The 22,987-nt window shown below is 61.0% G+C and carries 20 protein-coding genes; 12 read left to right on the top strand and 8 right to left on the bottom strand.

Translation table 11 applies throughout. The features are described 5' to 3' along the window. Window positions 1-244: 244 nt before the first annotated feature. The 6 genes from JF539_RS01330 (at window position 245) to JF539_RS01305 (ending at window position 7,450) form a co-directional block, all read left to right on the top strand. On the top strand, window positions 245-415 hold the full coding sequence (locus tag JF539_RS01330) for a hypothetical protein (RefSeq protein ID WP_207138413.1): 171 nt from the start codon (window positions 245-247) through the stop codon (window positions 413-415). A 99-nt stretch (window positions 416-514) separates the two neighbouring features. Then, a complete protein-coding gene (locus JF539_RS01325; RefSeq protein WP_207138411.1) occupies window positions 515-1,228 on the top strand; it encodes a response regulator transcription factor in 714 nt (237 codons plus the stop codon). Window positions 1,229-1,234: 6 nt separating this feature from the next. After that, entirely contained in the window at window positions 1,235-2,860 is a 1,626-nt protein-coding gene (locus JF539_RS01320; protein WP_207138409.1) for a sensor histidine kinase, read from the top strand. 190 nt (window positions 2,861-3,050) lie between these two features. Beyond that, window positions 3,051-3,536 carry a hypothetical protein gene (locus JF539_RS01315; RefSeq protein WP_207138407.1) on the top strand — a complete coding sequence of 162 codons (486 nt, stop codon included), beginning with the start codon at window positions 3,051-3,053 and terminating at the stop codon, window positions 3,534-3,536. A 141-nt stretch (window positions 3,537-3,677) separates the two neighbouring features. Further along, entirely contained in the window at window positions 3,678-5,912 is a 2,235-nt protein-coding gene (locus JF539_RS01310) for an ATP-binding protein (RefSeq protein ID WP_207138405.1), read from the top strand. Then, window positions 5,909-7,450, top strand: a complete 1,542-nt coding sequence (locus JF539_RS01305; RefSeq protein ID WP_207138403.1) for a DUF3369 domain-containing protein — start codon at window positions 5,909-5,911, stop codon at window positions 7,448-7,450. Before JF539_RS01310 ends, JF539_RS01305 begins: the two co-directional genes overlap by 4 nt. 13 nt (window positions 7,451-7,463) lie before the next feature. Here JF539_RS01305 and JF539_RS01300 read toward each other — a convergent pair whose 3' ends face one another. From JF539_RS01300 to cysG, 5 genes are all read right to left on the bottom strand, one after another. Next, window positions 7,464-7,997: a DUF934 domain-containing protein gene (locus JF539_RS01300; RefSeq protein WP_207138401.1), complete on the bottom strand. Its 534-nt coding sequence runs from the start codon at window positions 7,995-7,997 to the stop codon at window positions 7,464-7,466. Window positions 7,998-8,032: 35 nt separating this feature from the next. Continuing rightward, window positions 8,033-8,794 (bottom strand): phosphoadenylyl-sulfate reductase, encoded by a 762-nt coding sequence (locus tag JF539_RS01295; protein WP_207138399.1) that lies wholly within the window; start codon window positions 8,792-8,794, stop codon window positions 8,033-8,035. Further along, window positions 8,781-10,439: a nitrite/sulfite reductase gene (locus JF539_RS01290; protein WP_207138397.1), complete on the bottom strand. Its 1,659-nt coding sequence runs from the start codon at window positions 10,437-10,439 to the stop codon at window positions 8,781-8,783. Before JF539_RS01290 ends, JF539_RS01295 begins: the two co-directional genes overlap by 14 nt. A 63-nt stretch (window positions 10,440-10,502) precedes the next feature. Next, entirely contained in the window at window positions 10,503-10,802 is a 300-nt protein-coding gene (locus JF539_RS01285) for a DUF2849 domain-containing protein (protein WP_207138394.1), read from the bottom strand. A gap of 20 nt (window positions 10,803-10,822) precedes the next feature. Continuing rightward, complete coding sequence (gene cysG / locus JF539_RS01280) at window positions 10,823-12,286, bottom strand: siroheme synthase CysG (RefSeq protein ID WP_207138392.1); 1,464 nt, start codon at window positions 12,284-12,286, stop codon at window positions 10,823-10,825. Between the two features lie 265 nt (window positions 12,287-12,551). Between cysG and JF539_RS01275 the strand changes: the two genes are divergently transcribed. Together JF539_RS01275 and JF539_RS01270 are read left to right on the top strand one after the other, a co-directional pair. After that, the gene (locus JF539_RS01275; RefSeq protein ID WP_207138390.1) at window positions 12,552-13,052 is read left to right on the top strand and encodes an invasion associated locus B family protein; all 501 of its coding nucleotides are present in this window, start codon (window positions 12,552-12,554) and stop codon (window positions 13,050-13,052) included. Between the two features lie 124 nt (window positions 13,053-13,176). After that, window positions 13,177-14,262: a hypothetical protein gene (locus JF539_RS01270; protein WP_207138388.1), complete on the top strand. Its 1,086-nt coding sequence runs from the start codon at window positions 13,177-13,179 to the stop codon at window positions 14,260-14,262. Between the two features lie 105 nt (window positions 14,263-14,367). On the opposite strand, the gene JF539_RS01265 is transcribed toward JF539_RS01270, so the two are convergent. Continuing rightward, complete coding sequence (locus JF539_RS01265) at window positions 14,368-15,534, bottom strand: acetyl-CoA acetyltransferase (protein WP_207138386.1); 1,167 nt, start codon at window positions 15,532-15,534, stop codon at window positions 14,368-14,370. Window positions 15,535-16,132: 598 nt separating this feature from the next. Between JF539_RS01265 and JF539_RS01260 the strand changes: the two genes are divergently transcribed. Together JF539_RS01260 and JF539_RS01255 are read left to right on the top strand one after the other, a co-directional pair. Beyond that, complete coding sequence (locus JF539_RS01260; protein WP_207138384.1) at window positions 16,133-17,767, top strand: alpha-glucosidase; 1,635 nt, start codon at window positions 16,133-16,135, stop codon at window positions 17,765-17,767. Window positions 17,768-17,850: 83 nt separating this feature from the next. Further along, a complete protein-coding gene (locus JF539_RS01255) occupies window positions 17,851-18,645 on the top strand; it encodes a glycosyltransferase family 2 protein (RefSeq protein WP_207138381.1) in 795 nt (264 codons plus the stop codon). A gap of 508 nt (window positions 18,646-19,153) precedes the next feature. On the opposite strand, the gene JF539_RS01250 is transcribed toward JF539_RS01255, so the two are convergent. Then, window positions 19,154-20,347 (bottom strand): HD domain-containing phosphohydrolase, encoded by a 1,194-nt coding sequence (locus tag JF539_RS01250; RefSeq protein WP_207138379.1) that lies wholly within the window; start codon window positions 20,345-20,347, stop codon window positions 19,154-19,156. 207 nt (window positions 20,348-20,554) lie between these two features. On the opposite strand from JF539_RS01250, the gene JF539_RS01245 reads away from it, so the two are divergent. Both JF539_RS01245 and JF539_RS01240 read left to right on the top strand, forming a co-directional pair. Continuing rightward, window positions 20,555-21,778 (top strand): TIGR03862 family flavoprotein, encoded by a 1,224-nt coding sequence (locus JF539_RS01245; protein ID WP_207138377.1) that lies wholly within the window; start codon window positions 20,555-20,557, stop codon window positions 21,776-21,778. Continuing rightward, window positions 21,775-22,236, top strand: a complete 462-nt coding sequence (locus JF539_RS01240; RefSeq protein ID WP_207138375.1) for a YaiI/YqxD family protein — start codon at window positions 21,775-21,777, stop codon at window positions 22,234-22,236. The genes JF539_RS01245 and JF539_RS01240 overlap by 4 nt, the downstream gene beginning before the upstream one ends. A 129-nt stretch (window positions 22,237-22,365) precedes the next feature. On the opposite strand, the gene JF539_RS01235 is transcribed toward JF539_RS01240, so the two are convergent. Next, entirely contained in the window at window positions 22,366-22,713 is a 348-nt protein-coding gene (locus JF539_RS01235; RefSeq protein ID WP_207138373.1) for a BA14K family protein, read from the bottom strand. Between the last annotated feature and the right edge of the window lie 274 nt (window positions 22,714-22,987).

Below are 22,987 nucleotides of genomic sequence, written 5' to 3'. Positions count from 1 at the left end.
CCCGTCGCCGGACGGCTTGAGACGGCCGATGGTATTGCCCCTCGCAAGTGCGGACAAGTCTGGCGGACTACATACGCCCCTCCCCTGAACGACCTCGAAAGGAACGTCACCCGCACCGCCAGATTTGCGCAAAATCTGCACGAAGCCTGACTGAAGTCTGCAAGCCCGGCAGGCAGACTGTTTTTCGTTATCCCAACTTTCCTCCCAAGGCGGTTGCGTCGGGAGGCTCAAAGGAGAACTCGAAATGCTCTCAGGTCTTGCGGTCCGTCTGCGTCCCATCGTTCGCCCGCTTTTTCGGAAAAGCCGAAAAAGGCACACGTTTCTTTTCCCGCATCTCGTTACCCTGCAGCCTCCGGAAACCGACACCTCCCTGCCGCGCAGTCTGCGCCGGGACGGCTGGTGGCTGGAAGCGTAATTCCGCCCTGGCTGTCCTTCAGAGTCACGGCGTGCTTAAATTCACTTTTACCGGTTGCCGCACAATCTCGCGGGAAGGCATTCATCGGGACCAAGGTTATTGCAGAAGAAAACCATTCTTGTCGTCGACGACGACCCGCATATTCGCGACGTGATCTGTTTCGCGCTTCAGAAGGCCTCCTATACCTATGAACAGGCGGCCGACGGCAAGGAGGCGCTGGACAAGGCGTCCCTGTGCGATCCCGCCCTGATCGTGCTCGATATCGGATTGCCGGAAATGGATGGCCTCGATGTCTGCCGGGTTTTGCGGAAATCGTCGGAGGTGCCGATCCTGTTTCTGTCCGCTCGAGACGACGAGATCGACCGGATCGTCGGCCTTGAACTCGGCGCCGACGACTATGTTACCAAACCCTTCAGCCCACGCGAGCTGATCGCCCGGGTGGGGGCGATCCTGAAACGCTACGGTGCGCCGCGCGAGGTGCCGGACGACGAAACCGTGCTGAGCCATGGGTCTCTGCGGCTGGACAGGGCGCAAAGACAGGCATCCATAGGAGAGACACCGGTCTCCCTCACCGCCATTGAATTCGACATCCTCGCCGCTCTCCTGAACCGGCCGAAGATCGTCTTCACGCGGGACCGGATCCTGGACACGGCCTATCGCGACAACATCCACGTCTCCGACCGCACTATCGACAGCCACATCCGCAACATCCGGGCCAAACTCTCCGCCGCGGGCTGCAGCACCGCGGTTGAAACGGTCCACGGCGTCGGCTTCCGCCTCGGATCTTGCGAACCGGCGGGCGCGGAGCCATAGGCATTCATGGCGCTCTCCCGTTCCTTCCGCGACCGATACCGTCCGCCACTCAGCCTCGTTGTGGCCGTGGTGCTTTGCATCATGCTTCTGGTGCCGCTCGCCGGGGTCGCCTTCTTCCGGATCTATGAGAACCAGCTCATTCAGACAACGGAAGCCGAACTGATCGCCCAATCCGCCGCGATCGCCGCCGTCGCGGCGCAGAGACTTTCGGACATCGGCGGTCCGGATCTCCCCGTCGGCTCCCGCACCGCGGACCTCACGCAAGGGCTTTACGATCTGTCGGAAGGAGTTGTCATCGGGTATCTGGGCGGCTGGACGCCCCTGCAACCTCGGCTGGATCTGAACAAGACGCGGGTCCTGCCTGCCCGACCCGATCCCACGAGATCCCGCGCGACACCGAATGCCGCTTATGTCCGGGCCGGGAAAGACCTCGACCCAATTCTGAAAGACACCCAAAAGCTCACCCTCGCCGGATTTCGCATTCTCGATTTCAATGGTGTCGTTATCGCCGGAAGCGGCGACATCGGCCTGTCCTTCGCCCATGTGAAGGAGGTTCAAAAAGCCCTGAACGGACGTTACGCCAGCGTCCTGCGCGAGCGTATCGTCGCCAATCCGAGACCGATTTATTCGATCAGCCGGGGCACCAGCGTGCGTGTGTTTACCGCCCTGCCCATCGTCATCGGCAACAAGGTGGCGGGTGTCGTCTACGCTTCGCGCACGCCGAGCAACATCTTGAAGGAACTCTACCTGAAACGGGACAGCCTGCTCTGGATGGTCCTTTTCGTGCTCGGCGCAACCTTTGTCGTCGGTTTCATCTTCGCCCGCGCCATCTCCGGTCCGATCAAGGCACTGACCGCGCGCTCGCTGAAGATCGGCGCGGGCGACCGCAGCGCGCTAAAGCCGCTTGCAATCCACGGCAACCGGGAAATTCACGCCCTGTCGACTTCGATGCTCGACATGTCCCGCAAGCTTTTCGAACGCAACGACTACATCAACACCTTCGCCAATCATGTCACTCATGAGCTGAAGTCGCCGCTGACCGCGATCCAGGGAGCCGCGGAACTGCTGCTCGACGGCGGCAACGCGCTCAGCGAGCAGGAACGGGCACGGTTTCTGGACAACATCCTGAAAGACACGGGCCGGGCGTCCGCCTTGCTGAACCGGCTGCGCGATCTTGCCCGCGCGGACAGCGCCGCGACCGGCGGCGCCTGCCGGCTCTCCGACATCCTAAAAGATATCCAGTGCCGGTTCGACGGGATTTCGCTCAGAGCCCCGGAAGACTGCCTGCTCCCCCTGTCGGCGGAAAACGCCCGCATCGTTTTTGGCAACCTGATCGACAATTCCGCTCAACACGGTGCAACCAACGTCCTGATCGCGTGCGAAGAAACAGACGGATCCCTGCGTGTTCTGGTGAGCGACGACGGTCAGGGCATTTCGACAGGAAACGCCGATCAGGTGTTCGATCTGTTTTTCACAACCCGTCGCGAAACAGGCGGTACCGGCATGGGGCTCGGCATCACCCGGGCACTGTTGAATGCTCACAATGCAACGATCCGACATGTCCCGGGCGGCGATGGCGCCTGCTTTGAAATTCTGTTCGAGAACAAGGACTGGGGCACGACCGCAGGCTGAGGCCGACTGATTTTCTTTCGTGAGATTTCCCCAACCAGCGTCGCGCTTAACTCGTAAATACTACTTAGCTTTTACCGTCAACATCGCCTCGATGCGTTTGAGACACCAATTTTAAAATATTCCTTTGAATTTTATTGCAAGAACTACGCTATACTGTTTCGAGTTCCGGAATAAATCGGGAAAGCGTTTCATGTTCAGGCAGGCAATTCTTATCTCAGGTCTTTTGTGGGCGGCGACGGCGCCCGCTGTTGCTGCCGGCAGCCCGGACACGACGATCCAGATCACTCTCGGCGGCCAGGAAGACAGTCCCAGACAGATAACCGTGGCCGAAGTCGAATCCGCAGGGCTCCAGCAAGTCAACGCCTATAATCCGTATGACCGGAACACAGACGCCTATACCGGCGTCTGGATGAAGGATTTCGTGGCAAAATTCGGTTCCGCCGAAACGACCTCGATGACGATCCGGGCGATCGACGACTACGAAATCGACTTCGACAAGATGGAATGGCAGACCATGCGTATCCTGATCGCAACCCGGGTCGACGGCGCCTATATCGATTTCGACAAAAAAGGCCCGATGCGCATCATTTTTCCGGACTTTGACGAAACTCTGGAGGAGTACCAGACCAAGCTGCCCAAATGGATCTGGATGATCACGGAAATCTCCATGGACTGATACCAAGGGACATTGACTATGACTCATCTGACCGGCTTTTCAGGCCTTTCGCCCAGAAGCCCTTCGCAAGACGGCACACTTCGCCGACAAACGACCCGGATCCATCGTGAGGGTCGTCGTCAACGTCCCCAGGTATAGCTCTTGGTTACAAGAACCGCCGCACTTGTCTCCGGGCTGCTCGCACCGATAGCCGTATTAACCGGGGTCTATCTATACCGCGCTGCAGAGCGCCCTCCCGCGCATACCACCGAGGCGACCACCACGATGAGGATGGCGGATTCCATGCGCCTGACCATGAAGGTTCCCCTGCTGACAATGCGCGGTTATCAGGCCTATCTGCTTGCTATCAAGGATCAGGACGCGAGCAGATTTCAAACGGCCCTGAATTTCACCAAAGCGTCCCTCGGTTTCATCTTCAGCAACTACATCGACAAGGAACAACTGGTCGAACAGGTCGCTCCGCTGATCCGCCAAAACATCGCGGTCATGGAACGGGCGGGACTTGATCCCGCAGAAGGTGACCTGCGTCTCCTGACTGCCAACAACCGGGAGATCTATCGCTTCACGGAGCAGATCGAAAAGGACATCTGGATCACCTTCCAGTCCGGTTTCGTCGAATTTCAAACGAGCGAAACAAAGCTGCTGTTTCAGTATCAGATCATGATCCTAAGCGCCTTCGTTGCGTCCCTGGTCCTGCTCGCCGTTTTTGTCCGCCAGCGCACGCTAAACCGGGAACTGATCAAGACCGAAGCCGGGCTCAGGGAAAGCGAACAGCTCCTGCGAGAAGCCCAGTCCATGGCCGGGATCGGGAACTGGGATGTCGATCTGAAGACCCGCCAGGTGCGGTGGTCCGAGGAGTATTTCCGGCTTCTCGGCTATGAGACCGGCGAAGTGGAACCGAGCCGCGAAGCCTATTTGGCTGCGCTCCCCTCCGAAGACCGGCAGGCGACGCTGGAAGAGGTCGAGCGGCTGTTAACGCCGAGAGCGAGTGGGTTAAGCCATTTCGTTCACCGTGTGATGACACCCGATGGCGAGCGCTACCTGGAACAGCGGGGCCAGGTCGCGTTCGGCGAAGACAACACGCCGTTGCGCATGTTCGGCACGGCGACCGACATCACGGAGCGCAGACGCAACCAGCTGGAACTCGAGCGCTATCGGGACCACCTTGAGGAAATCGTGAAGGAGCGGACCCACGATCTGGAAAAGGAAATTCGCGACCGCAGGAAAATCCAGGAGGAACTTTACCGGAGCGAAACGCGGCTGAAACAGATCCTGGACAGTTCCACGGCCGGGATCTCGATCTTGCGGATGAACCCTGTCAAACGAATCTACGCAAACCAGTGCTTTCTGGAGTTTTTCCGTGCGGACTCTGTGGAGCAACTCGACGCTTACGGCTTCAAGAATACGTTCGCCTCCGAAGAGGACCACGACAAGGCAACACGAAGTGTCGATGGAGGCACTGGTTTCAGCCGTTTTGTCATGGAACGCCGCCGGATGGACGGCGGCACGTGGTGGGGTCTGCACGACGCTATTCCGATCGAGTACGAAGGCGCTCCAGCCGTCATTGTCTGGCACTATGACATTACCGATCAGAAGCTGGCGGAAAAGGAACTCGTGCAGACGGAAAAGCTGGCCTCGCTCGGTTCCCTTGTGGCTGGGCTTGCGCATGAGGTCAACACGCCGATCGGCGTCGGCCTGACCGCCGCAACCTTCCTTGAGGAAAAGATCGAAGAGGTTTCCAGACAGGTTACGGAAGAACGCCTGACGCGGAGCGGACTGGACGACTTCCTCAAACAGTCCAACCAGTCCTCAAGGATCATCGTATCCAACCTGCACAGAGCATCCGACCTGGTGCGCAGCTTCAAACAGGTCGCTGTCGATCAGTCCAGCGACGAGCGACGAACTTTCAAACTGGTCGACTATATCGAAGAGATCGTGCTCAGCCTTCAGCCCCAGACACGAAAAACCCCGCATGCAATTTCGGTAACCGGAGACCGGGACATCGTCATGGCCAGCTTTCCCGGAGCCCTGTCGCAAATCATCACCAACCTGGTGATGAACTCGCTCACGCACGCGTTCAACGACGGCGAGACCGGCGAGATCCGGATCACCGCAAGGCATTCAGGCCCAAACGCGCATATCCACTACAGTGACAACGGCAAAGGCGTTACACCCGAGGTCCTCAACCGGATTTTCGACCCGTTCTTTACAACCATGCGCGGCAGCGGAGGCAGTGGCCTCGGTATGCATATTGTGTACAATCTAGCCACCAGGAAGCTCGGCGGCACCGTGGTCTGCGACAGCGCGCCGGGACACGGAATATCGGTCCACCTTACGGTTCCGCTCACAGCGGCAACAGGCCAGGGTTCGCAATGACCAGTCAGAACGAAAGAATCAGGTTCTCGGAAGAGACGGAAATTGCGGGCGAAACCGGGCACCCCTGGAAAATCATGCTGGTTGACGACGAACCGGCCATCCACGACGTGACCCGCCTTGCCCTGTCCGGTTTTTCCTTCGAGGACCGGCCGCTCGAATTCGTGTCCGTTCATTCCGGACGGGAGGCCCGCCAAGCCATCCTGGAGCATCCCGACACGGCCCTGATCCTTCTGGACGTGGTGATGGAAAGTGAAACGGCGGGACTGGAAGTGGCGCAATTCATCCGCGAAGACGTCGGCAATTCCGCGGTCCGGATCGTGTTGCGGACCGGTCAGCCCGGCCAGGCGCCGGAGCGGGACGTGATCGCGCGGTACGACATCAACGACTACAAGGAAAAGACCGAGCTGACGTCCCGCAAGCTGTCGACGCTGATATATGCGTCGTTGCGTTCCTACCGCGATATCGTCGCCCTGGAGAGAAGCAAACGCGGGCTTGAGGCCGTGATCGAGGCATCCGCGAAGATCTTCGAAGTGAAGTCGCGGGAGCAGTTCAGCAAGAGTGTCCTGGAACAGTTGAGCTATCTGATCCAGGAGCAGTGCCGGGAACCGCAACGCAAAACCGACGGCCTCGCGATCGTGCAGACCGAAGACACCCGCGACGTTGCAGCGGCATTGGGACGTTTCACGCCTTTGTCTGGAGAAGCCCTTCCCCGTATCGGTTCACCCGAGGTGCCGAGCGAAGTCGCAAACGCCCTGCAGGACGGAGAGAGCCAGGTTTCGGAAGACAGCTACGCAAGCTGCATCACCTGCCGCGATGGCGAACGGTGGATGTTCTATCTCAAGGGACTTTGCGGCGAACAGAGCGAACTGGAAAAGTCGCTCCTCGGCCTCTTTGAGCGGAACGTGGCCATAGCCTGCGAAAACATCGATCTCCTGCAGGAGGTGGAGCAGACCCAGAGCGAGATGGTCTACATCCTTGGCGAGACCATTGAGACCCGCTCCAACGAGACCGGTCACCACGTCAAGCGCGTCGCGGAAATCAGCAGGCTTCTGGCCCTGGAATACGGCTTGAGCGAGGAAGAAGCGGATCTGATCCAACACGCCTCCCCCTTGCACGACATCGGCAAGATCGGCATCCCGGACGCCATCCTGAACAAGCCCGGCCCGTTGACCCCGGAAGAGTGGGACACAATGAAAAACCACACCCTGCTCGGGTACGACATGCTGAAGTCATCGAGCCGGAAGGTGCTCCAGGCCGGAGCGATCATCGCCCGCGATCACCATGAAAAGTGGGCCGGCGGAGGCTATCCGGCGAACAAGCACGGAACGGACATCCACCTCTATGGCCGGATCACCGCGGTCGCCGACGTTTTCGATGCGCTTGGAAGCGAACGCAGCTACAAACACGCTTGGGCACTTGAGGACATCTTGGCGCTGATGCGCGAGGAACGCGGCCGCCATTTCGAACCCCGGCTCGTCGACATACTGCTGGCGAACATCGACGAGGTGATCAGGATCCGCCGTCAGAACGAAGACTGACTGCCGGCGGGTCTCATTCCGCGGCGACCGCCGTCTCTCTTTGAGAACGCCTCGCCCAGGGGCGCGTTCCTTCCGGGATTTCCGCGACCGTGCCGACCGGTTGAAGATACTTGGTGACTTCCGGCCACTCACCCGCCTTCAAAGCCCTCAGGACTTCCGGTTTGGTAATCTCGAAGGAAGTCACGCCGCAACGGCGGGCGAGCGGCACCTGATCGAGAATATATTTGCCGAGCGCGCGGATATCGCCCTCGTAACCGAACTGTTCGCGCAGGATGCGTGCCGCGGAAAAGCCACGGCCGTCGGAAAATGCCGGAAAGTCCACCGCGACGAGTGCCAGCCGGCCGAGATAGGGCAAGATGTCCTCGACATCGTCACCGGCCTCGACCACGATCGCCGTCTTTCCCTGCCGGCTCAAATATCCTTCGGCGTCGGCCAGGAACAGGGTCTGCGCGACCAGCAGGTCACCCTGAACCGCCGCGCCGGTCTCCGCGTCGGCCCGTGCCCAGTTTTCCTCGGCGAACCCGCCATCCTTGTAAATCGTTGCCATTCTCAAGCGTCCTCAAAGTTCTTGTTCCGCAGGGTTCAAATCCCGCTGCCATCGATTTCCTTGCCATGGGTCGGCCAGTGAATTCCGCATTCCGTCTTGTCCTGGCCGCGCCAGCGTCCGGAGCGCGGATCTTCCCCCGGCGCGACCTTGCTCGTGCAAGGCAGGCAGCCGATGGAAGGATAGCCCTGCGCGACCAGCGGATGCGGCGGCAATTGGTGCGATTTGGCATAGTCGAGAACTTCCGCCGCGCTCCAGTCCGCGAGCGGATTGACCTTCACCCGGCCCGCATCGATCTCGAAGACATCGAGATGCGCGCGGGAGGCGCTCTGAAACCGCTTGCGGCCGGAAATCCAGGCGTCGAAACCTTTCAGCGCCCGTTCAAGCGGTAGCACCTTGCGGACATGGCAGCAAGCATCGGTGTCGCTCATCCAGAGCATGCCCGCCGGATCGTGTTCGGACAACTCTTCCCTGGCGGGATTTATCGAACGGACATCCGTCAGGCCCAGCTTCTCGATCAGCGTATCCCGGTACTGAATTGTCGCGGGAAAGAGTTTCATCGTGTCGACAAAGACGACGGGCGTCGACGGATCGATCTGCGCGATCATATGCAAGAGAACCGCGGAATCGGCACCGAAACTGGAGACCAGCGCGATTTCTCCGGCAAACTGGTGCCTGATGGAGGCAATCAGGATCTCCTGCGCCGTGGCATTCCCGAACTGCGCGTTCAGCGCGGCAACCTCCGCCTGTAGGCCCAGGTCGGGATCGTAGCCCAGGCTGAACGATTCATGCAGCGCCATACAAGGCCTCCTTGAAGGGAGCCTCCCCAAGCCTGCGATAGGCCTCAAGGAAGGTTTCCTCTTTGCCGGAACGCAGCCCGAGATAGGTGTCGACCAGTTTTTCGACCGCATCGACCACTTGCTCAGACGAAAAGCCCCGGCCGACGATCTCGCCGATGGACGCGTTTTCGTTGGCGGAACCGCCGAGCGTCACCTGATAGAATTCCTCGCCCTTCTTCTCGAGGCCGAGAATGCCGATATGGCCGACATGGTGATGGCCGCAGGCATTGATGCAGCCGGAAATCTTGATCTTCAGCTCGCCGATATCCGCCTGCCGGTCCGGCGCGCCGAAGCGTTCTGAGATCCGCTGGGCGACGGGAATCGACCGTGCCGTCGCGAGCGCGCAGTAGTCCATGCCCGGGCACGCGATGATGTCGGTGATCAGGCCGGCGTTTCCTTCCGCGATGCCCGCCGAGACAAGCCTGTCGAACAGCGCCGGCAGATCTTCCAGCCGGACATGCGGCAGGATCACATTCTGCTCGTGGCTGATGCGGATCTCGTCATGGCCGAATTCCTCCGCAAGATCCGCGATCGCATCCATCTGCGCATCCGAAGCATCGCCCGGAATACCGCCGATGGGCTTCATTGAGAAGGTCACCGAAGTGTACCCCGGAACGCGGTGCGGATTGAGGTTATGGGCAATGAACTGGGCGAAAGCGGCGTCCGTTTCCTTGCGGTTTTCGACGGCGCCCGAGACGGTCTCGCCGACTTCCAGCGGAGGCGGTGCGAAATAGGCCTCGATCCGGCGCACTTCCTCGTCCGGCAGCCGGAGCACGCCGAAGCGGATGCGCTCGAACTCGGCTTCGATGTCCGCTTTCAGCTCTTCCAGTCCGGTCTCATGCACCAGGATCTTGATGCGTGCCTTGTACTTGTTGTCCCGGCGGCCGTAGCGGTTGTAGACCCTGAGGATCGCCTCGGAATAGGCAAGGAGGTCTTCCTCGGGCAGGAAGTCGCGCACCTTGCGGCCAATCATCGGCGTGCGGCCCAGACCGCCGCCGACAAAGACGACGAAACCGATCTCCCCGGCTTCGTTGCGGGCCAGTTGCAGGCCGATATCGTGCACCTGAACGGCCGCACGATCGTTGGGCGCGCCGGTGATCGCGATCTTGAACTTGCGTGGGAGGAACGAGAATTCCGGATGGAGCGACGACCACTGGCGCAGGATCTCCGCGTAGGGACGCGGATCGGCGATCTCGTCGGCGGCAGCGCCCGCGAAATGGTCCGCGGTCACGTTGCGAATGCAGTTGCCCGAGGTCTGGATGGCGTGCATTTCCACGTCCGCAAGCTCTTCAAGGATCTTCGGCGTGTCTTCCAGCTTCGGCCAGTTGAACTGGATGTTCTGGCGCGTGGTGAAATGGCCGTACCCCTTGTCATAGGTGCGTGCGATATGGGCGAGCTTGCGCATCTGACGGCCGTTGAGCGTGCCATAGGGAATGGCGACCCGGAGCATGTAGGCATGAAGCTGCAGATAGAGACCGTTCATCAGCCTGAGCGGCTTGAACTCGTCTTCGGACAGTTCCCCGGCCAGGCGGCGGCGCACCTGGTCCTTGAACTGCTCGGTGCGCTGGCTGACGAAATTCGCGTCGAATTCATCGTAACGGTACATCTTTGACCTCTCCATTCAGGGCGCGGCCGTTTCCGGCGCTGCCCGCCATGTCCTGTTGTGCTCTCAGGCCGAGACGGCCTGAGCCTGTTTGCCGAATTGCGGGTGGGTGGTCGGCCCGGTTGCCCGGATCCTTTCGCGCAGACGCACCGGCGAGACGATGCCGTCCTCGACCGTGACGTCCATCTCATAGACGCTGACGACTTCCTGGTTCCTTTCCGCCTCGGCACCCTCAGCCAGGCCTTCCGCGACGGCTTCCTTGCCTTCGAATACCCTGGCGAGGGTAATCCGTTCGACCCAGGACCCGTTGTCTCCGAGCCACACGACATCGCCGTTCAACAGACGGTTGGCGGTGATCACTTTCATTGCGTCCACTTTCCTCAAAATCAGGCGGCCGCGATCCGCAGCGCCCTTTTCGGCGCCAGCGGCTCGGCCTTGTCCAGGGCGGCATGGCCGACGGCCTCACCGATCACGATCAGCACCGGTCCGTCGATTTCCTCGCGATCCGACAGGATGGCGAGATCGGAGAGCGACCCGGCAAATTGACGTTCGTCCGCATGCGCGGCGTTTTCGATAACCGCGACCGGCGTACCGGCACCAAGACCGGCCTGCATCAGCCGTTCGGCAACCGCCGCGGCAACGGTGCGACCCATATAGACGGCGACCGTCGCACCTTTCAGCGCAAGGTCTGCCCAGTCCGGCAGGGTCTCCGACCTGGCGTTGTGACCGGTCGCGAAAACCAGGTTCGAGGCGACCCCGCGCAGCGTGAGCGGGATTTGCGCGGATGCCGCCGCCGCGAAGGCCGCCGTCACGCCCGGAACAATCTCGAAGCCAACACCGGCTTTGCGGAGCGCTTCCATTTCCTCCGCCGCGCGTCCGAAAATCATCGGGTCGCCCGCCTTGAGCCGGACCACTTTCAGGCCCTTCCGGCCGAGATCGCTCAGCAGCTCGCAAATTTCCGATTGCGGGACGGAATGCGCGCCCTTGCGCTTGCCGACGGAAATGCGCTCCGCATCCCGGCGGCCCATGGCAACGACCGGCGCCGGCACGAGGGCGTCGTGAACGATCACATCCGCCTCCTGCAAAAGGCGCTGTGCCCTGAGTGTCAGAAGATCCTCCGCCCCCGGCCCGGCGCCGACCAGCCAGACGAAACCGGCTTCCTCCGCCATGCCGTTCAGGAGCCGCTGCGCCTCGGATCGGGCGGCATCGCGCCGGCCGGCGTAGAGGTTTGCCGCGACGGCGCCGGAGAAAAACCGTGCCCAGAAGGCCCGGCGCAGAGCCCCGTCCCCGATCATCCGCGTGGCGGCATCGCGGAAGCTTTCCCCGAGCCGCGCGAGTTCGCCGGTGGCACGCGGCAGCATGGCCTCGATGCGGGCACGGATGTGACGGGAGAGCACCGGCCCGACGCCGGTAGAGGTTATCGCGACCGCAATCGGCGCGCGATTGACGAGCGCTCCGGTGTAGAAATCGCACAGCTCCGGCTTGTCGACGGCATTGACGGGAACGCCCATGATCCGGGCAGCCCCGACCACAGCCGTGTCGAGGTCCCAGTCCTCACGCGCCGAAAACACCAGTGCGGCACCGTTCAGGTGGCCGGGCCGAAACTCCTCGGCGAGATGCTCGGCCTGAAAGAGATCGATCGCGTCTTTCAGATCCGGCTCGACGGATTTCGAGACGACGACGATCCGCGCATTGGTTTCGCCAAGCAGCCGGACCTTGGCGGCTGCCTCGGCACCGTGACCGACGACGATGACGCGCTTGCCGGCCACCTTCATGAAGGTGGGGAACACATCGAGCCGGTCTTCCGGCTTTTTCAAAGTTGTCGCGAGGTGTTCTCGGCCTCTTGCCATCTCGAAGGTTCTCCAATCCCGACACGATGGCTTAAATGTATGCTGCAGGCGCTCACAGCGCCGGGCACCGGATTTCAAAGCTTGGCGGCCAAGCGGAATAGTTTTTTCCGATTGCCGGATTTGACCGACACCCGTTCCTGAACCGGCCGTTTTCCCGGAAGCCAGGCGAAAAAGCGTCGAAAAGACGTTTGTTTAGAGGTGACGAAACCGACCTACCCGGTTATGACTGTCGCCGGACGCGCCCTACACAATTTGAAGAAAGACCATGCTTTCATTTTACCGCCTGCTCGTCCCGGCCGCCGCCTTCAGTCTCGCTCTCCTTTCGCCGCCCGCGTTGGCGCAGTCGCCCAATCCGGACGATCTCTGGCAGACCCGCTGCGCCGGTCCGTCCCGTGCGCCCGAAACGCTCACCTGCGAGGCTTCGCAAAGTGTCCGGGTGAAGGATAGCGGGCAGATCGTCTTCAAGGTCGACATCATCTATCCGTCGAAAAACGCCGATCCGATCCTGCAGATGCAGGCGCCACTCGGCTTTTTCCTGCCTGGCAAGATCAAGCTTGCCGTGGACGGCACGCCGATGAGCGAGCTGGAAGTCGGCACATGCGACGCGCGCGGCTGCTTTTTGTCCGCAAGGGCAACCACAGCGATGATCGATGCCATGAAGGCCGGTGCCCAGTTGCAGATCGATTTCGCGCCGGTGGCGGACAAGAGACAGATGATCGAGGTTCCGCTTACCGGGTTCAGCCGCGCAATGACCGCCATTCAATAGCGGCAACGTCCCGAAACGAAACGGACCGGCTGAACCGGCAGCCATTCTTGAAGCCTTAAACTTATTCGCATAGCTTTCCGGCCCATGCCGCAAGGCATGGGAAACGGGCGTCAGGGGGTCGCTGATGGGTTTTTATCGTTCGCTGGTTTTGGCCGGTCTGTTTTTTGTCTTGGCTGCGGGAAGCGGCCGCGCGGCAGTCGTCGAAACGTTTCGTCTCGGGGGCTGGAAAGGCAGCGCCTACACGGACGATACGACCGGACGGTTCAGCAACTGCGTCGCCTCGGCTCAATATCGCAGCGGCATCACGCTGCTTGTCCAGGTCGATACCACCTACAACTGGGCCATCGGCTTCTCGGCTCCAAACTGGAACATGAAGGTCGGCGACGATATCCGGCTGCAATACCGGATCGACGGGGGCGCCTGGCAGCAAGGCACGGCGAAGGCCGCGGCGGTAAATCTCGCCCGCATGCAGATGCCTCCCAACGGCTATATCATCAAGCGCTTTCGTCGCGGCCGCACGCTCTATGTCTATGACGGCACCAACAACTACCAGTTCCGGCTGACCGGCACCTCGAAACTGATGGCGCGCCTGGCGCGCTGCGTGGACAGGAACTCGGCGCGCTACGGCGCGGCACCGGGCATGGGCAGCGCCGCTTCTTCCGGTGCCTCCGGCGGTTTGGGACAGACCCAGCCGGTGCAGCCGACAACCCCTGCCGCACCCGATCCGCAGCTTGCGGTCGAAGCGACGCAGGCGCTCTTCAATCTGATGGGCAGCGCGGGGCTTTCGGGGCTGAAGCTCATCCCGGAGGGCCAGCGCGAGGAAAACTACAAGGGCCTTCACGCGGTCGCCGGTGACGATTCACGCAAGCTTGTCGCCCATATCTTTGCGCCCGGCAGCTACACGAACGAGAACGAACTGATGTCGCTGATCGTCGCCGACAGCCAGAAGACCTGCGGCAACGGCAGCTTCTCCTCAAGCACCGAGCGCGTTACCGTGGGCGGCAAGGCGGTTTTCACCAGCCGCTGCGCCTGTCAGGACGGCGACCATGAGCTGATCGAGCGTGTGGCTGTCGTCAATCGCAATGCCGGCGGGCTCTTCGTCTATGGCGTTTCCGATACCTACATCGGCGAAGGCGGCGGCGCGCCCGTATCGCCGCCGGAGCTGACGGATGCCGCTTTCAACGCGGCGGCGGCCACAGCAGCGGATTGACGGGACCCCTGATCAGATCCTCGGGCCGAGACACATCTGTCACCTTGCAGAAAAGCCGGCGGTAGCCGCCGGCTTTCAAACCAATCCAGTTCTGATCGACTGCGGTTATTTCATGGATTGCAGCACGGACACGTAATTGGCGACCGCCGCGCCGCCCATGTTGAAGATGCCGCCGAGTTCGGCGTTCTTCACCTGAATGTCGCCGGCCGCGCCGGTGAGCTGCATGGCGGTCAGGACGTGCATGGAGACGCCTGTCGCCCCGATCGGGTGCCCCTTGGCCTTCAGCCCACCCGACGGGTTGACCGGCAGCTTGCCGTCCATTTCCGTCCAGCCCTCAAGCGCGGCTCTGGCGCCTTCGCCCTCCGGCGTCAGGCCCATCGCCTCGTATTCGATCAGTTCGGCGATGGTGAAACAGTCGTGGGTTTCGACGAAGGAGAGATCGTCCAGCGCCAGATTGGCGTCGCCCAGCGCCTCTCCCCAGGCTTTCGAGCAGCCTTCGAATTTGAGGATGTCGCGCTTGGACATGGGCAGGAAGTCCTGGACATGGGCCATGGCGCGGAAGGCGACGGCCTTTTTCATGCCGAGCGCGGTTGCCGGATCGGTCAGCACCAGGGCGGCCGCGCCGTCGGAGACGAGCGAGCAATCGGTGCGTTTCAGCGGTCCGGCGACGAACGGATTCTTTTCACTTTCCGCCCGACAGAAGTCGAAACCGAGATCCTTGCGCATCTGGGCAAAGGGATTGCCGACGCCGTTCCTGTGGTTCTTGGCCGCGATTTTCGCCAGCGCGTCGGACTGGTCGCCGAACTTCTGGAAATAGGCATCCGCGATCTTGCCGAAGACCCCGGCGAAACCCGCAGGGATGTCGCCCTCTTCCTTCAGATAGGAGGCTTTGAGAAGGTTCTTGCCGATCTCCGGTCCAGGCGTCGTGGTCATCTGCTCGACGCCAACGACCAGAACGAAGCGGGCGTCGCCCGAGGCGATGGCACGCACGCCCTGGTGCACGGCGGCGGAGCCGGTCGCGCAGGCGTTTTCGACACGCGTGGCCGGTTTGAAACGCAAGGCCGGATCGGCCTGCAGCACGAGCGAGGCGGTGAAGTCCTGGGCGGAGAAGCCCGCGTTGAAATGCCCAAGGAGGATTTCGTCAACGTCTTCCGGCGCGATGCCGGCATCGTGGATGGCGTCGGTGGCCACCTTGACGATCATGCTTTCAACCGTTTCCTCAGAATGCTTGCCGAAGGGCAGATGCGCCCATCCCACCATCGCTGCCGTCATGACATCTCCTCCAGATTTCGCGCTCCGGCGAAGGGAAACTTCACGGGTATCCCCTTTCGCGGAAGCCGGCTCGGCAGGACAGTTCCAGCTTCCTTGCCGCATTGCAAGACAAAATTGACTTAATGGTCATTATGTCAATTTTTTTCTATATTTTTCATAATGTTATTCATTTTCACAAATCAGGGAAGTCGAGTGGCATCCGCGAAACGCAACGGTTCCTGCCGTTGTTAAGAAATTGTTCACAAGCCTGTCACGTTCCGCGGTTACCTAGGGGCCGTTCCGGACAAAATCGTGTTTCGAAACTTTTCAATCGATCCGCCGGCCCTGTCACGCAGGGTCGGCTTTTGCTTTTTACCGGCCAGTCTCCCACCAGGTTCTCTTTCTTCACACCGGTGAACGTCACAAGCCCTCTTGACCTTGCAATCCGCTGGCTATAGCCATTCAAAGCGCTTTGAACGAGCGTGAGACCTCGCCGCGACACCCCGATGTTTCGCGCCAGGCTCAATTCCTTTTCATACGTTCACAACAGATGACACGTTTTCGGCGGCAGATGCCGGAAACGATTCACCGGCCTGAACGAGACAAGACGGAGACCCGCATGCCGGACAATCGGATCGCGGACCTGGACTGGTGGCGCGGCGCGGTGATCTATCAGATCTATCCGCGCTCCTTCAACGACACCAACGGCGACGGCATCGGCGATCTCAACGGAGTGACCGAGCGCATGGATTATATCGCGTCGCTCGGTGTGGACGCGATCTGGCTCTCCCCCTTCTTCACTTCGCCGATGGAGGATTTCGGTTACGACGTCTCAGATTATGAAGACGTCGATCCGATGTTCGGTACCCTCGCCGATTTCGACAAGATGGTCGAGGCTGCTCACGACCGCGGGTTGAAGGTGATGATCGATCTGGTGATCTCGCACACCTCGGACCGGCACCCCTGGTTCAAGGAAAGCCGCGCGTCGAAGGACAATGCCAAGTCCGACTGGTACGTCTGGGCAGACGCGAAACCGGACGGAACGCCGCCCAACAACTGGCTGTCGCTGTTCGGCGGCCCGGCCTGGGAGTGGGACAGCCGCCGCTGCCAGTATTACATGCACAATTTCCTGACCAGCCAGCCGGATCTGAATTTCCATAATCCGGACGTGCAGGACGCGGTGCTCTCGGCAGCGGAGTTCTGGCTGAAGCGTGGCGTCGACGGCTTCCGTCTGGACACGGTCAACTTCTATTTCCACGACGCCCAGCTTCGGGACAATCCGCCGCTGGGAGCGGGCGAGATGCCGTCAACGGTGGATCCGACCAATCCTTACGGGTTTCAGGATCATCTTTACGACAAGACCCGGCCGGAAAACCTCATCTTCCTGGAAAAGCTGCGCGGGCTGCTTGACCGCTATCCGGGATCGACCTCGGTCGGGGAAATCGGCGCCGACGGACAGGCCGTGGAGCTGACCGCGTCCTACACGGAAGCCGGCAAGCGCATTCACATGGCCTACAGTTTCGACCTTCTGACGCCGCAACATTCGGCTTCCTATATCCGCAGGATCGTAGACGAAATGAATGTCGGCACCGAAAACGGCTGGGCAAGCTGGGCTTTATCCAATCACGACGTCAAACGGGTCGCGAGCCGCTGGGGAGAAGGTCTGGATCTGAAGAAATTCGCGCCGCTGGAAGCCGCGCTCTGCGCGTCGCTGCGCGGCACGCCATGCGTCTATCAGGGCGAGGAACTGGGTTTGACCCAGGCGGATGTCCCTTTTGAGAAGCTGCAGGATCCCTATGGCATCCGCTTCTGGCCGGAATACAAGGGACGCGACGGCTGCCGCACGCCCATGCCCTGGGTCAAGGACGCCGCCAATGCCGGATTTTCCGACGCCGATCCCTGGCTTCCGGTGGCCGAAGAGCACTACGACAAGGCGGCGTTCGAACAGGATGAGGACGAGACCTCCATCCTGAACCGCAATCGGGCCTTCTACGCCTGGCGGCGGACCCGGCTTTCCCTGCAGAAGGGCGACATGAGCTTTCTGGACGGTCCGGAGGATACCCTGGTCTTCACCCGCAGCCACGACAGGGAAACCGTGCTCTGCGCGTTCAACCTCGGCACCGCCCCGACAACGATCACCCTGTCAGGCCTCGACCTGGAAGACCTTCACGCCCCCGGCTTCTCCGGCAAGGTCGAGGGGACAACGATTGCTCTGGAAGGCCTGGATGCGGCTTTCGCCCGCGTCAGATCCTGATTTCCGCCCTTCAAAACACCTCCCGGCGCGGCTAATAAAGGCGTGCCGGGGCTTTTCCGGCCCAAGACAACGCCGGAACCAGAATGACAGACCGCCTGCCTCTTTCCGTATTCATCATCGCCAGGGACGAGGCCGACCGGATCGCGCGGCCCATCGAGAGTGTAAGCGGCTGGGTGGACGAGATCGTCGTCATCGATAGCGGCTCGACGGACAACACCGTTGCCGTCGCCGAAAGCCTTGGGGCCAGGGTCATTCACAACGACTGGCCGGGCTATGGTCCGCAGAAACGGTTCGGCGAAGACCAGTGCCGTAACGACTGGCTGCTCAACCTGGACGCGGACGAGGAAGTCACACCGGAGCTTGCAGCGGAAATCAAGGCGAGCTTCGCGGACGGCAGGTACCTCGAGGCCGACGGCTGGCGCATGATGATCCGCGACATGTACGCCCACGAGGACGCTCCCGCGCCCTGGGCCTACGGGTACCACCAGATCCGTCTCTACGACCGGCGCAAGGGCCGGTTTTCCGAATCCATCGTTCATGACACCGTGCGGCCCGAACCCGGGGCGAAGATCTCCGGTCTTCAGGGGATCATGGCGCACCGCTCGATCCGCTCGCTGGATTTCCAGGTCGGCAAATACAACCGCTATTCCGGCATGCAGGTCGAAGACATGCGCGCCCGCGGCCGCAGGCTCCCCAAAAGCCGGCTCCTGACCGAATTCCCGGTAAGTTTCCTCAAGGCGTATTTCGTCCGCAAATACCGCAAATACGGCTGGTGGGGTTTCATCCTGGCCATGAACTACGCCCACGCCCGTTTCCTGCGTGTGGCCAAGGCCTATGAGGCGGAACTACTGGACGGGAAGAAGCGTCGCGACGACTAACAGGGATGAGCGGACGTTGCCGCCGCCGCCCTTTGCGGGGCAGAGCAAGCGCATTCAGGCCGAGACGGTGACCACAAGTTCCAATCTACCTCTCCCCTTCGGAGGAGGAGCTTGTCCGTGCCATGTGTGATAGCTCTGCCGCAAGTGGGGAGAGTTAGAGCCCTTCCCGGTCATATTGAATCATTTGACTGAGACAAAATTGGTCTCTGGCGAGGCGGATTGCGCGCAGCGGTGTTGTCCACCTCAAGCGCTGTCCAACGAAGCCAGAGACCAATTTTGTCCAGCCCTAAGAAATTGATTTTTTCACTCGATTTTTTCTGAACCGGGTGGCTTTTGACGGCCCATCGGCAGCGTTGCGCCGCTTGCACGATGCACCGCATCGCACTTCGCGACGCGCCTTGCCGAACGAGCCGTCAAAAACCATCAAATGGTTCAAGATGATCGGGAAGGGCTCTAGAGGGTGTCACACCGCTCGACTAAAAACTCCCGCTTTCAAACTCGCTACTCCTCACACCGTGCCAACGAGATCCTCTTCCTTGACCTCATGGCGTTCGACACGGATCGGCTGGCGCACGCCGGCGGTCTGATGGAACTGGATGAGACGGCGGATCGTTGTCGGGGTCAGCAGATGGCCGCGCGAAAGCACCAGTTCATGGCTGCTTTCCGACAAGGCATCGTCGACCAGGACATCGCCCGGCCGCAGCGAGCGGATATAGCACTCCGCAATCTTGCTCTGGCGCTCCTGGGGCACATCATCCATCAAGACGCTCCGTGCAACCTGCAAGAGCTCCGGATCGTATTTGCGATGATTGATGGTCAGAGCCTCGAATGCCGCGGCATCGGGCCCGCTTTCGGGACTTGCATACCAGAGATCGGTCAGCAGCCGAACGATGCGTGAGACAAGAGGAATCTCCTTTCCCGCCGGGCCGTCCTTGGGAAAACCCGACCCGTCGAAACCGCGCGCCGACAGGTAAAGATGCTCGGCCACCTTTTCCAGTTGCGGAATGTTCTTCAGGAGATCGCGTGTCTGGGCCGGGGATCTCTCCAGAACGGTGCGCTCCTGCTCGCTCAAACTGCGTGCCGCCCGGTAGCGGGCGAGGATCTGCTGCGGAAGCAGGGCTTCGCCGAGCGGCGACAGCATCACCGCCATTTCCAGTTCCCAGGTCTTTTTCATGCCAAGGGCGCCGGCCAGTTTCAGGGCCTGCTTGCGCACCGTCCCCGTCCGGCGGAAGGCGTCGGGATGAAACAGGGCGAGCATGTCGATCAGGAGTTTCACCGACCCGGCAAGTGTGCGCTCCAGAAGGGCGCGGTCCTTGGACAGTTGCGTGTGATGTGCCATGGCCGTTTCCACGGCGCTGACCAGATCGGCCGGCTTGCACGGCTTTTCCAGAAACATGAAGGCTCGGCCCTCGTTAAGGGCCCTCTTGACGGCTTCGGCGGAGGTTTCGCGCGTAAGCATAACCCGGGCCGCCTGGGGGGCGACGCTTTCACAGGCGCGCAGAAAGGCGATGCCGCCGCGACCCGGCAAGTTGTAGCAGGAAAAGACGATTGCCGTTGCCGTATTCTGTTTCAGGAATTTCAGTGCCTCGTCCGACTCCGAAAAACAGACAACCTTGAAGTGACCGCCGAACAAGCGAAGAAATCCCGACTGAACATTCTCGTCCGGGTCCGCAACGACAATCAGCTCTCTCGCTTTTTCCATACACGACCTCTTCCCGCCGTATAGTCTTCCTCAATGAAGATCATATCGAACAGTCCTACTATTAATGTTATCTCATGATTTTCATAACAAATACTTGCCACTATCATCCACTTACGAAGCAAGATTGCGCTCTTTTTGACAGTGTAAAATAATGCAATTGCTCTTTCGACTGTGGCCTTCCCCACCGCGGTTAAACTATAAGGCGCCATGCTTGACGTCTTGATCATTGGCGCCGGCCCTTGCGGCCTCTACGCCGCGGACCGGTTGTCCCAGGAAGGGTTTCACGTCACGGTCGTCGACCGGATGCCTTCCCCTGCCCGCAAGTTCCTGATGGCCGGACGAGGCGGCCTCAATCTCACCCATGGCGAGGATCTCGACCGCTTCCTGGGCCGTTACCGGCAAGCCGAGGTTTTTCTCGCCCCCATGATCCGGGACTTCCCGCCTGCTGCCTTGAGAACCTGGTGTCACGGGCTTGGCGAGGACACTTTTGTCGGCTCCAGCGGACGGGTGTTTCCGAAATCCATGAAGGCGTCGCCTTTGCTACGCTCCTGGCTGCGGCAGCTCGGCGAAAACGGTGTGACCCTGCTGCTCCGCCACCGGCTGGCCGGCTTCGATACCGACGGCACACCGCTTCTTCAGGCGGAGAACCGGGCCCCGCGCCGGGTCGAAGCCCGGGCTGTCCTGCTGGCACTGGGAGGCGCGAGCTGGCCCAAACTCGGGTCCGACGCGGCCTGGGTGCCCCTTCTTGAGAGCAAGGGAATTGCGGTCAATCGCTTCCAGCCCGCAAACTGCGGATTTCTGATCGACTGGAGCCCCTATCTCAGGGACCGTTTCGCAGGTTCGCCACTCAAGCGCATTGCCTTGAGCTTCGCGGGAAGAACCGTTCCCGGAGAGGCCGTGATTTCCGAAAAGGGTCTTGAAGGCGGGGCGGTCTATGCGCTTTCCGCGGAGATCCGTGACGCCATAGATCAGCAGGGTTCCGCCGATCTACGGCTGGATCTTCGCCCCGGCCTGAGCGCCGGCGAAATCGAAGACAGGCTCGCCCGGCCGCGCGGCAAGCAGTCCAATGCGACCTTCCTGAAAAAGGCGCTGAAACTCGCTCCGGTGGAACAGGCGCTGCTGCGCGAGGCTGGACCCTTGCCCTCCGGCCCGGCCGACCTTGCCAAAAGGATCAAGGCGCTGCCGCTTACATGCAGCGCTCCCTACGGCATCGAACGGGCGATCTCGTCGGCAGGGGGCATCCGGCTTGAAGAAGTGGAGACCTCTCTGATGCTGAAAAAACTGCCGGGCGTCTTCGCCGCCGGGGAAATGCTCGCTTGGGAAGCGCCGACCGGCGGCTATCTGCTGCAGGCCTGCTTCGCGACGGCGCATCGGGCGGCCGCAGGCATCGCCGACTATCTGAAAACCGGGACCGGGAGACAAAGCCAATGACGGTGCTTTTTGTGGATGCGGACGCCTGTCCGGTCAAGGACGAGGCCGTCAGGGTGGGCGAACGGCACAAGGTCCCGATCAAGATCGTGTCCAACAGCTGGATGCGCCTGCCTGAAAGCGACCTGATCGAACGCGTGGTCGTTCCGGAAGGGCCGGACGAGGCCGACAACTGGATCGCGGAGCGCGCGCAAAAGGGTGACGTCGTCATCACCGCCGACGTGCCGCTTGCCGCGCGCTGCGTCAAGGCGGGCGCGCTGGTCCTCTCTCCGACCGGCAAACCGTTTCGCGAGGACGCCATCGGCATGCGGCTTGCCATGCGCGACCTGAACACGCACCTGCGGGAGATCGGAGAGATCCGCGAAAGCGGCCCCGCCTTCACCAAGGCCGACCGGTCACGGTTCCTCAATCAGCTCGAGACGACGATGCGCGCCGCAAAGCGGTTGGCGGAAGAGAGATGAGACGGAAATCCCGGGTTGGCACACAAAAACTCCCCGCAAGGTGTGGGAGGACCACCTTGCGAGGAGTTTTGTGCCGGAACGGTCTTTTAACCGTTTGCGCCCCGGCATTGCTGCATTGTCTTTCGCGCCTTAACGGCAGAAGCGGTACTGACCGGAATAGGCCAGGAAATACCCGGTGTTCGGATTAAAGGACCGGTATTTGCGGCTGCAATAGTTGTACCAGGCCGGGGTCCAGGGGGCCGGACGGTAGGTCACGACCGGAGCCGGGACCGGGTAGTAAGCCGGCGGGGGCGGCGGAGCGTAGTAGCGCGGCTTGGCAAGCGCGGAGCCGATGATCGCGCCGGCTGCGAGGCCGCCGGCGATGCCGGCGCCGACCCGCCAGCCGTTCCCGGCCTGTGCGGACTGGGTTCCTGTGGCCAGGGTTGCTCCGGCGATCAGGGCCAGGGCTACGGTGGTGTTTGCTGCTTTCTTCAACATGACTTGCTTCCCTTTCTTTCCTCCGAGGCCCCTACATCGCCTCAGCTCATGAAGGGACACTAGCCCGATGACCGAAAGCGCTCTGTGACAGGTGTCACAAGGACGCGGTTTCGCCATTTTTTGCCGCGCAACGGGAACGAAGAGGTGTTTTTTCGGAGAAAGTTCACGCTCGACCGCAACGCCGCAACGGGCCAAAAGTGGCTCAAAACATGGCGTTTTGGCTCACCCCCTTTCAATCTCCCGCACGGCTTCACAACTTATTAGGCACATCACG

Origin of the sequence: Roseibium aggregatum, assembly GCF_017309185.1 — a bacterium.
GTDB classification, from domain to species: Bacteria; Pseudomonadota; Alphaproteobacteria; order Rhizobiales; family Stappiaceae; genus Roseibium; species Roseibium aggregatum_B.
Note: the sequence above shows the minus strand (reverse complement) of the source record. Positions and strands in the feature narration are given on the sequence as shown.

What these genes read in the sequence shown, in the direction of transcription:
- JF539_RS01330 (WP_207138413.1), top strand. Translation starts at nt 245, where the DNA reads ATGCTCTCAGGTCTTGCGGTCCGTCTGCGTCCCATCGTTCGCCCGCTT.
- JF539_RS01320 (WP_207138409.1), top strand. Translation starts at nt 1,235, where the DNA reads ATGGCGCTCTCCCGTTCCTTCCGCGACCGATACCGTCCGCCACTCAGC.
- JF539_RS01315 (WP_207138407.1), top strand. Translation starts at nt 3,051, where the DNA reads ATGTTCAGGCAGGCAATTCTTATCTCAGGTCTTTTGTGGGCGGCGACG.
- JF539_RS01305 (WP_207138403.1), top strand. Translation starts at nt 5,909, where the DNA reads ATGACCAGTCAGAACGAAAGAATCAGGTTCTCGGAAGAGACGGAAATT.
- JF539_RS01300 (WP_207138401.1), bottom strand. Translation starts at nt 7,997, where the DNA reads ATGGCAACGATTTACAAGGATGGCGGGTTCGCCGAGGAAAACTGGGCA.
- JF539_RS01295 (WP_207138399.1), bottom strand. Translation starts at nt 8,794, where the DNA reads ATGGCGCTGCATGAATCGTTCAGCCTGGGCTACGATCCCGACCTGGGC.
- JF539_RS01290 (WP_207138397.1), bottom strand. Translation starts at nt 10,439, where the DNA reads ATGTACCGTTACGATGAATTCGACGCGAATTTCGTCAGCCAGCGCACC.
- JF539_RS01285 (WP_207138394.1), bottom strand. Translation starts at nt 10,802, where the DNA reads ATGAAAGTGATCACCGCCAACCGTCTGTTGAACGGCGATGTCGTGTGG.
- cysG (WP_207138392.1), bottom strand. Translation starts at nt 12,286, where the DNA reads ATGGCAAGAGGCCGAGAACACCTCGCGACAACTTTGAAAAAGCCGGAA.
- JF539_RS01275 (WP_207138390.1), top strand. Translation starts at nt 12,552, where the DNA reads ATGCTTTCATTTTACCGCCTGCTCGTCCCGGCCGCCGCCTTCAGTCTC.
- JF539_RS01270 (WP_207138388.1), top strand. Translation starts at nt 13,177, where the DNA reads ATGGGTTTTTATCGTTCGCTGGTTTTGGCCGGTCTGTTTTTTGTCTTG.
- JF539_RS01265 (WP_207138386.1), bottom strand. Translation starts at nt 15,534, where the DNA reads ATGACGGCAGCGATGGTGGGATGGGCGCATCTGCCCTTCGGCAAGCAT.
- JF539_RS01260 (WP_207138384.1), top strand. Translation starts at nt 16,133, where the DNA reads ATGCCGGACAATCGGATCGCGGACCTGGACTGGTGGCGCGGCGCGGTG.
- JF539_RS01255 (WP_207138381.1), top strand. Translation starts at nt 17,851, where the DNA reads ATGACAGACCGCCTGCCTCTTTCCGTATTCATCATCGCCAGGGACGAG.
- JF539_RS01250 (WP_207138379.1), bottom strand. Translation starts at nt 20,347, where the DNA reads ATGGAAAAAGCGAGAGAGCTGATTGTCGTTGCGGACCCGGACGAGAAT.
- JF539_RS01245 (WP_207138377.1), top strand. Translation starts at nt 20,555, where the DNA reads ATGCTTGACGTCTTGATCATTGGCGCCGGCCCTTGCGGCCTCTACGCC.
- JF539_RS01240 (WP_207138375.1), top strand. Translation starts at nt 21,775, where the DNA reads ATGACGGTGCTTTTTGTGGATGCGGACGCCTGTCCGGTCAAGGACGAG.
- JF539_RS01235 (WP_207138373.1), bottom strand. Translation starts at nt 22,713, where the DNA reads ATGTTGAAGAAAGCAGCAAACACCACCGTAGCCCTGGCCCTGATCGCC.